Source organism: Bradyrhizobium sp. 76 (genome assembly GCF_023073025.1).
In the GTDB taxonomy this organism is placed as follows: domain Bacteria; phylum Pseudomonadota; class Alphaproteobacteria; order Rhizobiales; family Xanthobacteraceae; genus Bradyrhizobium.
Genome location: NZ_JADPIS010000059.1, coordinates 41,696 through 54,789, shown reverse-complemented (window position 1 = coordinate 54,789; position 13,094 = coordinate 41,696). Strand labels below are relative to the sequence as shown.

Below are 13,094 nucleotides of genomic sequence, written 5' to 3'. Positions count from 1 at the left end.
CGGACCAGGGTGAGCCCTTTGACTCAGGAAGCAGTGGACTTAGGGGCCCCTCAGATTTGCTCTTTTGATTATCCGCACGGGAACGTCAGCCGTAATCCAGGGTTTTGGTGTCCTGAAGGCTGGCTAGGGATCAACGTGAGCGAAAATGCAAGCCGCAATGTCGACAGGGCGAGCCCCGTTAGCTCCGGGCCTGTGCACAGGTTCATCTCCGTCGCAATGGCCGTTTGGCACAGGCTAGGCGACCACAATATTTCGGTCCTATCCGCCGCCGTTGCGTTTTACTCCTTTCTCTCGATCTTCCCCGCCATAGCCGCGCTGGTGTCACTCTATGGGCTTGTCGCCGACACTAATGACATCGTGCGGCAGCTCAACGCGCTCCAGGTGATCCTGCCGGGGGAAGCGACCGCGCTCATATCAGAACGGTTGAAGGCGCTCGAGCAGGGCGTGCACCCGCCTTTCAGCGTCGGGCTGTTGGTGAGTGTCGGGATTTCGATCTGGAGTGCGCGGTACGCGACCGGCAGGCTCATGACCGCTCTGAACGTAACTTACGCGGTCCCGGAGGAGAGGGGGATCGTTCTCTTCAATGTTGTTGCTCTGTCGCTGACCGTGGCGTTGATCGTCCTGGCCGGTGGGGCCGTGATCCTGATCGCGGTGATGCCGCTCCTGCTCAGCTACCTGCCGATACCGACCGGCTGGCAGGCTACCGCGATGCGGATACGGTGGCCGCTGCTCGTGGGCATGATCATCGCCATCGTCGCTCTGCTCTACCGTTACGCACCCAATCGAACTGAACCAAGATGGGACCTTGCTTCGGCCGGCGGGCTTTTGGCGACGACCGGATTGATTGCCGGTTCATATGCTTTCTCGGCGAATGTGAGCACGTTCGCCGCCTACCAGAAGACCTACGGTTCGCTCGGCGCAGTCGCCGTGTTGATGACATGGCTCTGGGTCGCGGCCTATTCCATCTTGGCGGGCGCCGAGCTCAACGCCGAGATCGGAAGGCGGCTGTCTCGGCGATAGCTTTTGGCGGATCATCGTCGCCCGGCAGAGGCAAGAGCTGTTCGGTGAATCGCCCCATCGGACCTGCCCGGACCATCTGGGTAAACAGCTGATGTCGGCGTTCGACATCCTCCCTATCGCTGGTAGCGCCAATCATGCGACGAGCGTCCGCAAGGACGAGCTCAGCGTGGTGGGCTAGTGCCGAAAGCCTGTTGGGATCGCGCTCGCAGCTTGCGACCTGAGTCATCACCTCGATCATCCGGATCGATATTGCAGGTTGGGCGCCTGCGCTTTGCCGGATCATATGGAACATCGTTCCGAGCAATTGATCATATTGCACATGCGGCACCACCAGGACTGGCTGACTTCCCCTGATTGACACTCCCGTCGGGAAATGCAGGGGTACAAGATCGCACAGAGCCGCTCCCAGCCGGTCGAGGACCGCTAGGGCGGTGTGGGGGTCATTGATGCCGGGAGAAAGTGCCCTTACTGCGACCTCAACGAGCTGGCGAACGGCAAAGCGCAGATCGGAAGAAATGCTATTCGTTGCGCCCAGCGCCGTCGCATTCCGGATAGCCGCTTCGGCACCGTCGACGGGAGGATTAACCAGAGCGACGGTCGCCCCCGGAAAAACATAGTCGCCGGGACCGATCAACAGCCGAATGGTGACTCTATGCTTGGCCGCCCAGGTGGCCAGGCCCTCTTCGTCCAGATGCTGCAGATAACCGCGCCGCGAGTCCTTCAGGGGCAGGGAGCCGATCCAGTACTCACCCGGCGGAGGCTTCGGCTGCGGATCCTGCACGGTTAGCTGGCGCATAGCGCTGCGAAGGTCTTCGCTGACGAGTTCGACGACGGTTTCAACGTTGATCCGGCCGGCGACGTGACCGACGAAGTAGACGAGCATCGCCACGCAAGCCAATGCGAGCAGAATTCCAACGCTCAATGATAGATGAGGGACGAAGCCGCCTTCCGGCTCTGTCCGGATGCTTCTCAGCACGACGAGAGCGTAACAGAAGGTGCCGAGCAGCATCCCCAGCGTGAATTGATTGCCACGATCGCGCGTGAAATTACGCAGCAGCCGCGGCCCCATCTGACCCGCAGCGAGAGACAACGCGGCAATTGTAATAGAAAACACGGTTCCCGCTACGCCGATCGTCGCGCCGGCTACGGTGCCGAGCAGGGTGCGAGCACCGGTCGCGCCGCCGTCGTACAACCAGCCCTGTAGATTTGATAGCGAGACCGCGTCGCTTTGGTCAATATGAACGAGAGTGAAGGCGCCGATCAGGCTGGAAAGCACCATGAGCATGGGCACCAGCCAGAATGTCTCGCCAAGGTCGGCCAGCAGTTTTTCAGCGCGGGCGAGCATATTTGAGCCGCATGACCGAGTCGAACCTGGACCTAACAGCCGGGAGGCTGGAGCGGTTCCGCCGAACCGCTCCACCTCAGAGGATTATCCGTTGCTGGGGTACTTGAATTCAGGCGCCGACTTCAATTGGTCGGCCGTCGTGTCCATGGTCGCGCTCCACTTGTTGGCCGCATGATCGAACTTCAGATTGATTGCCGAAGGCCGCACCGCAACGTAGTGGTCGCCAATGCCAAGGAACCCTCCGACCGAGAGGATATAGCCGTCGATGCCGTTCTCGTTTAGCGCGACGTCCTTGATCGTGCCAATGTCCTGTTTGGTGTTGTTGTACACCTGCAGACCCATCAACTGCGAGCTCAGGCCGTCCTTCGGCGGCACCGAAGTGAAGGCTCCGCCCGGGTGATCCGAAGTTGCGTTAGCGCTGTTGCTGGACGAGTTTGTATTCGAAGAAGACTTCTGCGCGTTAGCGCCGATCGTTTTCACCTCGGCGAAAGTATTTGGACCAACGAACATTGTCACCGGATTTCCTGACCGATCTCTGGCCTCCACCAGGAACGACTCCGGCCGTACCTTGACGTCGGTGAAACCTGCCTGCTGCAGGTCGCTGACCATCTGCTGCCGAACGCTCGCTTGACTAGCGTCGGACTGGACCGCGTCGCCCTTGTTGCCCCCCTTGTTTGCCATGCTGTTTTCCGTGCGTTGGTCGGCCGACCGATTGCGGCTCGAGCTCTGCACGACGCTATGGTCCCCAGGACCGGTAGCTTGCGGAGCGCTTTGTGCCATCGCAAGCGATGATGCGCCGACGAGAGCTGCCACCGCCAAGAATGAGGTCGCTTTCATGTATGGATCTCCTTGCTCGAGTTCAAATGGCGTTCGTAATGGCCGGCGCCGGCAGAACGCCGTGTTGCTCAGGGACATGGATGCCGTATGCCGTCGTAACCCATGTAAGTCCCGGAGCTCGGGTCGTACGACTTGTATCGCTGGGAGCAGTAGGCGTTGTTCTCGGCAGCTTGCGCCCGGCTGTTGGCGACGGCGCTTCCAATCGCCGCACCTGCCACGAAGCCGCCTAACGCTGGACCCCAGCCGCCGCCATAGCGGTGCCTGTAGCCGTCGCGCCAGTTATGACGATGCCAAGCATGGTGACGGTCATGCCTCCATTGAACTTCCACCAGGCTCGGGTCGTTTTTGGCTATCCCGCTCGCAGCCAACATGGGTGCGGCTTGCGCAGTAGTTCCGACCGGAATCGCGAGCGCCAATACGGCCACGGCGACGTGCCATCCGCTTGTTTTCATAAACTCATCTCCTCGTTTTCATTTGCCTGAAGGAAATGCGCGAGCTGCGGTGCCGTTGCAGAGACAGTTGGTACATAAGTGTACCCCGGCCGGGAGCACCTGTTTACTGCAGCAGGAGTAACGCTGCGGTCAAAGTACTACTGGCCCCGTGCGGCAGCGGACCAAGTTATGCGTCTACGATTCGGATCCGGGTTGATCACCGCGGCATCACCGATAGGATAAGCGAAAATCTCGCAGGGGCTTGCTGCTACGTCATTGGAGTCCCAATGCGAATAGCCATAATCGAAGACGAATACTTCATCGCCGACGATCTCGCGACCGAGATCCGGCGCAGCGGTCATGAAACAATTGGCCCATTTGCCGAGCTGGGCCCTGCTTTCCATGCAGCGGGTAGCGCAGCTATCGACTGCCGCGTCTCTCGACGTCGACCTGCACGGGCGGGCGTCCTTCGAATTCGCAGATATCCTTTTGAAAAGAAGCATCCCGTTTCTGATTTACACGGGATACAGCCGCGAAGTCATACCCGGCCGATTTGCCCCATACGTGGTTGAAAAGCCGATTCCAGCTCGCGATGTGGTTGATAGACTATGTCGCCATGTGCTTGTACACGGCTCGCTAGGACCGGTACGTCGTCCGTGATTGCCCAGACATCAGCCGGTAGGGTTGGGTGCAGCAACGCTACGGCGAGACTTGCTTCATGAGTTCAGCTGAAAAGGACTTGAGGCGCGCTCGCTTCTGATCCTCGGACAAAACTGCGTTGTGTCGCACCAGAGGGCAGTAGAGGGTTAATACAAAATTGGTGATCTGTGCTGCCGACGCATTCGGATGAGCCATGCGCACGCTGCTGACAATGCTGCGTGTTGCACGATCGCCGCGCGCTGCAAGCATAGCTTCGAAGGTCTCCGTTTGTGCTCTTGTTTCCTTGATCGCGGCGTCGGTATCGCTCGGATGGTAAACGGGGCATTCGAGTGCGGAAGCTGGGATTGGGTGGCCGAGCAGGAGTGCGGTGGCGAGGGCCAACCAGGGAAGAACGCAATCAGAACGAAACCGCATCTGGGACTGCCTCGCTGCTGAAGCTAAGAAGATAATTCCCATTCACTGATCAAAAAAGACGTCGACACCCCGGAGACTGTCCGGTCGCGAACAAACATTTCAGTTCGCTTGGCTTCTGGCGCAGCGCGTACGCAGGCGTGCCGACTTTCTGTCGGACATAGAACGTTCTGATCGGAACGCCGAATGCCCAGAACAATTGTCGGCAGAACGATTGTCGCTCGGCAAGTCCGAGAGCACCTTCGAAGTGGGTGGGATTGCAGACTTGTGCATACCTCAACTGTAGATAAGGCCGCAGGAGCTTGGCATGCTGAAGTGGGCGTTGATCTTCTTTGTGATATCGATCGTAGCCGGATTGCTCGGATTCAGCGGAATCGCCGCCGGTGCGTCCACTATCGCCAAGTGGCTATTTTTCGCAGCTGTTGCGATTTTTCTGGTGCTCGTGCTCCTCGCTTTTTTCGCGGGGGAGGTGATTTTTTAGCGCTGATCGACGGGGGCTCGGCGCGGCCGGTAACCGCGACGGTCTGCTCCGAAAGGGGTCCCACTTCGATCTTGGAGACACGGCGGGGCGATGGGCGGCGGCGCCTCCGATCTGCCAAGACGCAACTACTTTGGAGCTTGAACGGTTGCCACTGTTGAGCCCGCCTGGCGTTGCATTTCAAGAAAAGAAGTATGCAAGGGCCAACACGACGTAAACTCCAATGAGCATTACGCCCTCGAACCAGGTCGTCTCGGCGTCTCTCGTGATGGCATTCACGATGAACGCGGTGCCGGCGATTGAAAAGAGGTCGACGGGATTCCGGAAGACAAGGGTCATCGGCTTCCCGATCACCCATGAGAAAATGACGAGAAGCGGGGCAACAACCAGCGCAAGATGAATGGCGGATCCGATGCAGAGCGTCATCACAAGTCCCATCCTGTCGCGCCGAGCGAACCAAACGGCCGCAAAGATGTCCGAGCTGGTGCCCACAAGAGCGAGCACGACGACGCCAAGAAAGAGTGGTGTCAGACCCGTTGATTTGGCCGCTTCGGTCAGGGCGCCGGAGACAAATTCGCTCTGAAGGGCCGCCGCGCCGGTGCATGCCAATAACACGATCAAGCATGTGGTTGTAGACCACGCCGATCTAGCTGAAGCCTCCTCATTGGTCGCGAAGACATTCCGGTGAGTGATGAGGGTGAAGACAAGATTCCCGGAGTAGAGAACTAGCAGCACCATGGACACAGCCAGGCTAAGCAATTCGTCGGAGGCATTCACGTGATTGACATGACGGATGTTGCGACCCGCGTAGTCGAACACTGCGGGCAGAATGAGAGCGATCACCGACAGGACGAGCATGCTCGACAACAACCCAGCGCGCGCTTGGGTGAAGCTCTGGCGCTCGCGATTGAACCCGCCGGCGACGATGGCCAGACCCAACCCCAACAAGCAGGTCGCCGCTATGGACCCGGTGATCTGGGCGTGGACCACCTCGACATGACCGCGCGCGAGAACAAATAGAGCAAGAATGAGTTCGGCGAAGCTTCCAAGACTGACGGTCAGGAGACCGCCTATGGCAGGACCGGTGTGGGAGGATAGCTGGTCGGTTGCTACGCGAATCCATTCAGCGAGCACAGCTGTTGCGAGAACGCCGGATCCGAATATCCAGATCGGAGAAAGGTGAAAAACGTACTCGCCCATCGGGGTGAGCAGAACCAAGACCAGCGGCGCAACGCGCGCGATGGTACCGTACTGCCCTAAGATAGTCGTTGCTCTGGAGACGTTGGACTTCGGCAAGCTGGCGTTTGGCTCCTGTCGATCCCGCAAGGCTCCTACCTTCGATTTTAGCGGACAGATCGGGCCATTCCGCCGCCGACAGAGCGTGGCTTCTGTACCCAAAGCGCGTCGCATCCGAATCCCGGGCAGCTTGCGACGAGCAACGAGGTGAGACACTTAGGGTTCGCTGCGCCGGCCTGAACTCGGTACGCAACCGGGCAAGGGAAGCGCATTGCGATGCCCAGGCCCTCATTCTCTTGAGCCATCATTCACCAATTGCTTGTGTATCGGGCATTGGCTGCACCAAGGGAGTTCTCATGTGCGGATAAAATCACGCGATAGCAGCTGCAGGACAATTGCTCGAGTCGCGACTGATCCAGAATCGCGACTTGAGCGCGGCCTTGCTTGATGATGCCTCGCGCTTCCATTTCGCCCATTGTCGACGTGATACCTGCGCGGCGAACTCCAAGGGCCTGTGCGATGCATCGATGCGTGAGCGGGATTTCGCGGGAGAACAACTTATCCGCTGCAACGAGAAGCCACCGCGCCAATCGTTGCTGCAAGCTGTGACGCGAGTTACATGCAGCCAACTGCGAGCTTTGGATCAGGGTGGCCTGCACGTACCGTAGCAACAGCTTCTGGATCTCGACATCCCCCCTCACCAACTCGATCAAAGCATCGACCTGGATGCGCAAGGCTCTCCCGGCAACCTGAACCATGCAACGGTGAGGGGAAACGCGCATGCCAAGGATCAAGGGGATGCCGATGAAGTCCTTCGCTCCAACAATCTGTATCTCGACGGGGAGGCAGTCGCCAGCCCTAGCGGTCAGCGAGGCCGCGCCATGTTCCACAAAATAGGCATACTGCAGTGCTTGATTGCGCTCCTGCAGCATTTGCCTTGGTCTCAGTGTTACCTCCTCGCAGAGTTCGACTAGCCGGCGGCGTGATGATTGCGGGAGGCGGCGGATCAGATCGTTGTTTGCGTGGTGCGCGTGCGGCGTTTGATCGCTCTCTCGTGACCGTTGCAGAGACGGCGTCGCACTGTGCGTCCGCACGACGATTTCGAGTTCGTTGCTGAGCATTTCGCGTCTCCTTGGAAACGGCTATTCACCAAGATGTGGGGCGCGCGCGGGCCTCCTCACAGTCGGGCTTAGGTGAAGACCCGTCAGGAGAAGCCTGACCAGGTCCTCAAGGCCTCGATCGTGAGCTGCCTCTGATGCGCGAGCAACGAACGAAGTACGTCGGCCGAGGCATGTAATAGCGTTGCCAGGATGTGCACGCGTGGATCTGCGGTGCGTTTTCCAAGGCCGATTGATCGCTGCACCTTTTCGTTGACACGGCAGCGGACCATTCGCTTGATGGCCGGCCAGAACTTCGAGCTTCGGAAATGATTATACGAGCAATGATATCGTTGGCACGTGGATCGCAGGAGCGTTGAATGGACGCAAAGAGCAGGATCACCCTTGCAATTGTCGTAGGTACAATCCCGACCTCCGTTCTGTTGGGTCCCTCATGGGCAGAGACGGCGACGCAGACTGCCACGGAACAGTCGGCGCAGTCCGAGCAGTTCGTCAACACGGTCTATAATGGCTCCGTGCTTCGCGACTGCTTGGGAGCGCGGTGTTCTCGTTGAAAGGTGAGTATTTGGGAGCTGTCCGGAACGTGACCTTGGCAGACGACGGGCAGATTGATTCTTTGCTCGTCGAAGGCTTCAGAACGAAGGATGAGCCGGAGTTCATCTCCCGAATTCCTTTCAACCGGGTGCTGCGCCCGCTTCACGAAGGAGCTATCGTGGCCGACTTTTCCGATTTGAGGTCGCGAGAATACGGCCTCTTTGTTGACACTGATCAGGCCCAAGCAGAGCCGCACGAATTCTCGGTCTCCAAGGTCATCGGCCGCAGGCAGGTCAAGGCTATGGCTATGTCTCCGACCTCGTTTTCGACAGCGGCGGAAAGCTCGCGGCGGTTGTGATATCCTGCGAGGCGTCCGTTGGCGGGGGGCACCTATGCCTTCCCTTACCCGGGCCAAACGGGGCGATGGAGCCCGAACCTAAGCTATCATGGTCTGCCTTACGTCACAGCAGAGCAAGCAAACAAAGCCGGTCTGTGGCTCGATATGAAGGAGTTTCAGAACTCGTGAACCACCAACGTCCGCCTGATGGTCCCCGGCGGTGTGCCTCACGGAGAGGCGCATGGCTTCACGAGCGAACTGGTGCAGTCACCTTTTTGAGCGCAGCGAAAGTTCTCCTCTCCCAAGCTTGCGTTCGAAGGTGGCTGCATCAGAGCGCTTCAATGCGTGCGGGGTAGCAGAAGGTACCCAAAAGTGCGTGCGTTAGATGCGTACGAGAACATCAGCGAAGATCAATGCGAACATCGCGATCACGAAAACAAGCCCCGAGATCGCCGCGATCCGGATCAGCGGCTTCGCTGAGGCGAGTTGCATGAAGAGCAAGACGACGAGGGTCGATTTCACCCCCGCAATGATGATGCCGCTGGCTGTCGTCATTCGGCCCATGGGAACATAGGCGACGACGAGGCTGAGCAGGAGGAGTGCGAGGAGCGCTGCCCAGATCAAGAGGTTCCTCGCCCATAGGCGGCGCACAATACCGCCTGATTCACCTTGCCTGTTCATGATGCACGCCCCGGCAAATAGATCAGCGGATAGAGGAAGATCCAAACGATATCGACCAGATGCCAGTAGAGGGCTGTGACCTCGATCTCGGGATTGTCTTTCGCCGGGAGTTGGCGCCGGAGCAGCACCCAGAACAAGCGGCTCACGAGAGCAATCCCGATGGAAAGGTGGATCGCGTGGACGCCCGTGACCAGCCAATAAAATCCATAAAACAGCTGCGCTCCTGGCAGAGACAATGCAAACCCGGCTCCCGGTACGAGCTGCTTATCGATGTCCTCCTTGTACTCGAAGCCCTTGATGACGATGAACGCGAGCCCGAGCAACGCGGTGAGCATGAGGCACACGAGGACGAGCCGTCGCAGTCGCGAAGACGTTTCGGACGCTTGCGAAGCCATGGCCATGGTGAGGCTGCTCGTCAACAGCACGGCGGTATTGATCGTGCCGTACCAGATATTTGTCTCCCTCCCGGCTGCAGCGAACGCCTCTGGATGCTCGATTCGACAAACCGTGTAAGTCAGCATCAGCGCCCCGAAGAACAGCGTCTCGCTGGCGAGGAAAACCCATATGCCGAACTTGCCTGCCTCGCGCTGCCGGCCGAAATCCAACCAGGGTTCTCTCAGCAGTGCGCTTTCGTCGCTCATCGCGTTTCTCTTGCGTTTTGCATTTCGGGGGGATCGGTTCCAGCCGACATGCCTTCGGCGTGGTAGTCATACGGCGCGCGATCTACTCGGGGCTGCCTGTCAAAATTCTTCGGGGGAGGCGGAGAACCCGTGGTCCACTCCAGCCCTGTCGCGCCCCAAGGGTTCTTCGCGGCCTTTCCGCCGTAGAACAGGGACCAGGTGAGATATCCCAGAGGCAACAGGTAGGCGATGGCAAGGACCGCCGCTCCCGCAGACGACATGACATTGTAGATCTGAAACTCCGCCGGATAGGTATGGTAGCGGCGCGGCATGCCGAGGTACCCGGCGAAGAATTGCGGCAGAAATGTCATGTTGAAGCCGGCATACATGAGGATGGCCGCGAACTTCGCCCAGCTCTCCGGATAGAGCTTGCCTGTGACCTTGGGCCACCAGAAGTGGAGCCCGGCAAAGAAGGCGGACACCGATCCGCCCACCATGATGTAGTGGAAGTGCGCGACGACGAAGTAGGTGTCGGTGACATGGATGTCCACCGGGATCGAGGCGAGGAACAGCCCGGAGAGCCCGCCGGTCGTAAACAGACCAACGAAGCCAAGCGCATACAGCATCGGCGATTCGAAGCTGATCTGACCGCGATACAGCGAAGCGGTCCAGTTGAAAACCTTGATTGCCGACGGCACGGCGATGATGAAGGAGAGGAAGGAGAACACGAGGCTGGCCAGGGCTGACTGTCCGGAGACGAACATGTGGTGGCCCCAGACGAAGAATCCGACGCCCGCAATCGCAAGCATGGCATAGACCATGAAGTCGTATCCGAAAATTCGCCGCCTCGCGAAGCATGGGATTATTTCGGACACGACGCCCATCGCCGGCAGGACCATGATGTAAACCGCCGGATGCGAGTAGAACCAGAACAGGTGCTGGAACAGGATCGGATCGCCGCCGCGAGCCGGATCGAAGATCGGCAAGCCCAGCACGCGCTCCGCGATCACGAGCAGGAGCGAGATGGCGAGCACCGGGGTGGCAAGCACCATGATCAGCGACGTCGCGTAGATCGCCCAGACGAACAGCGGCAGCCGGAACCAGGTCATGCCGGGAGCACGAAGCATGTGGGTGGTCGCGATGAAGTTCACTCCCGTGGCGATGCTGGCAAAGCCGACAACGAACACGCCCGCGGCCGCAGCGAAGACGTGGCTGTTGGAGAACATCGACGAATAAGGCGTATAGAACGTCCAGCCGGTGTCGACGCCTCCGGCGACGAGGGCATAAACGGTGAAAGCCCCGGCAGCGACGGTCAAATACCAGCTGAAAAGATTGAGGCGCGGAAACGCGACATCGGGCGCGCCGATCATCAGCGGCAGCAGGAAATTGCCGAACGTATTCGGGATCGACGGCACCAGGAAGAACCAGACCATGATGATCCCGTGGAACGAGAACAGCTTGTTGTAAGTGTCCGACGTCAACAGCCATCCGTTCGGCTGGAACAGCTCGAGCCGAACGGCGGTGATTGCGGCTCCTCCCATGAAAAAGAAGAACGTAATGGTGATCGCATAAAGGATTGCGATGCGCTTGTGGTCGGTCGTGGCAAGCCAGGACGAGATCGTCGAGCCGTGGCGGAGATAATCGGGGCGTGGCGGAAGCGGCAGCTCCCCTGCGAGCAGGGCGTCAGTCATTTTGCTGCTCCTCCCTGAGCGAGCGGATGTAGGCGGTCAGGCTCTGGATCTCTCCGTCGTCGAGCAGCCCTTTGAAGCTCGGCATGATCGGCTCAAATCCGGCCACGACGTCGCGGTTCGGCTGCAGCATCGAATCGCGGATGTAGGCATCGTCCGCGGAAACGGTGCGTCCATCCGCCAGCTGCACCGCGCGGCCGTAGAGACCCGTCAGGCGCGGCGCGTGGACGTTCGAGGAGACGGCGTGGCAGCCCGAGCATCCCTGCGACACGAACAGCCTGGCGCCCTCATGGGCAAGATCGTCGCCCTCCGGCTGCTGGACCAGCCATTTGGCATAGTCATCCTGTCGCATGATCACGATCTTGCCGCGCATCATGGAATGGTTCGTGCCGCAATACTCAGCGCAGAGCAGTGGAAAGGTGCCGGTTTTGCTGGCCTGAAACCAGATGTCAGTGTCGCGGCCAGGCAGCACGTCCTTCTTGACCCGAAACGCGGGGACGAAGAAGGAATGGATCACGTCCTGCGAGCTCATCAGGAGATGGACGGGCTTATCCAGCGGCACGTGAAGGGCATTGATCTCACGCGCGCCGTTCGGATGTTGCGTCTTCCACATCCACTGCTTGGCGATGACGTGGATTTCAAGTGCGCCCGTGGGCGCGGCAAGGCTGCTGAGGTCAGCGGAAGATGCCCACCAGAATAGGAAGGCGAACGTCAGCAACGTCGCGACCGTCCAACCGATTTCGAACTCGCGGCTGAGAATCTCAGGCATCGGGCCGCGCTTGGCGGGAGATCCGCGCCGATATCGAACGGCAAACAGCAGGATGAGCCCGAAGACGAGGACCACGGTCGCCCCGGAAAGGAAGAGCAGAAGATAGAAGATGTGATCAACCGTGACGGCGTGTGTGCTCGCTTCCGGCAGCCTGAATAACGAATTCATGCCGAGGCTCCCCGACGCCTGCTGCGGACCAGCATCAGCCCGACGAGGGCGGCCATGATGGCAACCGTGGATGCTCCGAAAATCTGCAGGACCGTTGTGATCCTGCGGGTGTAGAGTCCGTGTACCGCGTCAAATCCATAGCAGAGCAGCGCGATGCGTCCGGAGAGTCCACCGATCCGCCCGTCACCGGCATCCAACAGAGCGAGGCGAAGGTCACCGGGCTGCAGCGCGAGGCTGGACAGCGCGCGGACGACCCGTCCGTCGGGCGCGAGCGTGACGAAGGCTGCCGGATGCGCAATCGCGTTATGCTTATCGTCGGTTTCGGTATGGTATCCGATTGCACCGAGCAGCGCGGCAACAGTCTCCTGCGATCCTGTCAGGACCGATGTTCCCGTGCCCCCGATCTGTCCCTGGGTAAAGCGGCGGGCGTCGTCAATGGTGTCGCGCGGATCGATGCCGACAACGACGAGGCTGTAGTCGCGTCCTGCGATAAACCCGGTCTGCTGCAGCGCCGAGCTTGCGATCGTCAGCGCAGGCCCGCAAATCTGCTTGCAGGTGAAGTCCGCTGGAAGGAGCAGGGTCGGATGTCCGTCGATCGCATCGCCAAGGGTGACGGTGTAACCGCCGACGGCCCTAAACTGCAGGGATAACGGAACGCGGGCGCCCTGAGGAGGATCGAACCCGACGCGCCCGATCTGCTCCTCGGTCAAACCGGCATGCGCGAGCCCCGGCCAGAGCGCAAGGGCCATGATGAAGATGGA

General features: G+C 59.6%; 15 protein-coding genes. 3 read left to right on the top strand and 12 right to left on the bottom strand.

Translation table 11 applies throughout. The features are described 5' to 3' along the window. Nucleotides 1-18: 18 nt before the first annotated feature. Entirely contained in the window at nucleotides 19-1,020 is a 1,002-nt protein-coding gene (locus IVB48_RS12575) for a YihY/virulence factor BrkB family protein (protein WP_247400218.1), read from the top strand. On the opposite strand, the gene IVB48_RS12570 is transcribed toward IVB48_RS12575, so the two are convergent. From IVB48_RS12570 to IVB48_RS12550, 5 genes are all read right to left on the bottom strand, one after another. Further along, nucleotides 983-2,365: a DUF2254 domain-containing protein gene (locus tag IVB48_RS12570; protein ID WP_247400217.1), complete on the bottom strand. Its 1,383-nt coding sequence runs from the start codon at nucleotides 2,363-2,365 to the stop codon at nucleotides 983-985. The two genes, IVB48_RS12575 and IVB48_RS12570, sit on opposite strands and share 38 nt — an antisense overlap. An 84-nt stretch (nucleotides 2,366-2,449) precedes the next feature. Beyond that, nucleotides 2,450-3,202, bottom strand: a complete 753-nt coding sequence (locus tag IVB48_RS12565; protein ID WP_247400216.1) for a PRC-barrel domain-containing protein — start codon at nucleotides 3,200-3,202, stop codon at nucleotides 2,450-2,452. A 68-nt stretch (nucleotides 3,203-3,270) separates the two neighbouring features. Next, nucleotides 3,271-3,573 (bottom strand): BA14K family protein, encoded by a 303-nt coding sequence (locus tag IVB48_RS12560; RefSeq protein WP_346658989.1) that lies wholly within the window; start codon nucleotides 3,571-3,573, stop codon nucleotides 3,271-3,273. A gap of 218 nt (nucleotides 3,574-3,791) precedes the next feature. After that, entirely contained in the window at nucleotides 3,792-3,995 is a 204-nt protein-coding gene (locus IVB48_RS12555; RefSeq protein WP_247400212.1) for a hypothetical protein, read from the bottom strand. Between the two features lie 337 nt (nucleotides 3,996-4,332). Further along, nucleotides 4,333-4,749 carry a hypothetical protein gene (locus IVB48_RS12550; RefSeq protein ID WP_247400210.1) on the bottom strand — a complete coding sequence of 139 codons (417 nt, stop codon included), beginning with the start codon at nucleotides 4,747-4,749 and terminating at the stop codon, nucleotides 4,333-4,335. A gap of 262 nt (nucleotides 4,750-5,011) precedes the next feature. On the opposite strand from IVB48_RS12550, the gene IVB48_RS12545 reads away from it, so the two are divergent. Beyond that, nucleotides 5,012-5,185 (top strand): DUF1328 domain-containing protein, encoded by a 174-nt coding sequence (locus tag IVB48_RS12545; protein ID WP_247391914.1) that lies wholly within the window; start codon nucleotides 5,012-5,014, stop codon nucleotides 5,183-5,185. Nucleotides 5,186-5,362: 177 nt separating this feature from the next. On the opposite strand, the gene cax is transcribed toward IVB48_RS12545, so the two are convergent. Together cax and IVB48_RS12535 are read right to left on the bottom strand one after the other, a co-directional pair. Further along, on the bottom strand, nucleotides 5,363-6,478 hold the full coding sequence (gene cax, locus IVB48_RS12540; protein ID WP_247400208.1) for a calcium/proton exchanger: 1,116 nt from the start codon (nucleotides 6,476-6,478) through the stop codon (nucleotides 5,363-5,365). Between the two features lie 248 nt (nucleotides 6,479-6,726). Next, entirely contained in the window at nucleotides 6,727-7,539 is an 813-nt protein-coding gene (locus tag IVB48_RS12535) for a Crp/Fnr family transcriptional regulator (RefSeq protein WP_247400207.1), read from the bottom strand. Between the two features lie 538 nt (nucleotides 7,540-8,077). Between IVB48_RS12535 and IVB48_RS12530 the strand changes: the two genes are divergently transcribed. Further along, a complete protein-coding gene (locus IVB48_RS12530; RefSeq protein ID WP_247400206.1) occupies nucleotides 8,078-8,428 on the top strand; it encodes a hypothetical protein in 351 nt (116 codons plus the stop codon). 360 nt (nucleotides 8,429-8,788) lie between these two features. Here IVB48_RS12530 and IVB48_RS12525 read toward each other — a convergent pair whose 3' ends face one another. The 5 genes from IVB48_RS12525 to IVB48_RS12505 are packed head-to-tail and all read right to left on the bottom strand — an operon-like array spanning nucleotide 8,789 to nucleotide 13,082. Further along, nucleotides 8,789-9,031, bottom strand: a complete 243-nt coding sequence (locus IVB48_RS12525; protein ID WP_247400205.1) for a cytochrome C oxidase subunit IV family protein — start codon at nucleotides 9,029-9,031, stop codon at nucleotides 8,789-8,791. Between the two features lie 53 nt (nucleotides 9,032-9,084). Next, nucleotides 9,085-9,729, bottom strand: a complete 645-nt coding sequence (locus tag IVB48_RS12520) for a cytochrome c oxidase subunit 3 family protein (RefSeq protein WP_247400204.1) — start codon at nucleotides 9,727-9,729, stop codon at nucleotides 9,085-9,087. Further along, on the bottom strand, nucleotides 9,726-11,399 hold the full coding sequence (locus IVB48_RS12515) for a cbb3-type cytochrome c oxidase subunit I (RefSeq protein WP_247327372.1): 1,674 nt from the start codon (nucleotides 11,397-11,399) through the stop codon (nucleotides 9,726-9,728). The genes IVB48_RS12520 and IVB48_RS12515 overlap by 4 nt, the downstream gene beginning before the upstream one ends. Next, on the bottom strand, nucleotides 11,392-12,333 hold the full coding sequence (gene coxB, locus IVB48_RS12510) for a cytochrome c oxidase subunit II (RefSeq protein WP_247327375.1): 942 nt from the start codon (nucleotides 12,331-12,333) through the stop codon (nucleotides 11,392-11,394). Before coxB ends, IVB48_RS12515 begins: the two co-directional genes overlap by 8 nt. Continuing rightward, entirely contained in the window at nucleotides 12,330-13,082 is a 753-nt protein-coding gene (locus tag IVB48_RS12505) for an SCO family protein (RefSeq protein ID WP_247400203.1), read from the bottom strand. Before IVB48_RS12505 ends, coxB begins: the two co-directional genes overlap by 4 nt. Nucleotides 13,083-13,094: the final 12 nt, after the last annotated feature.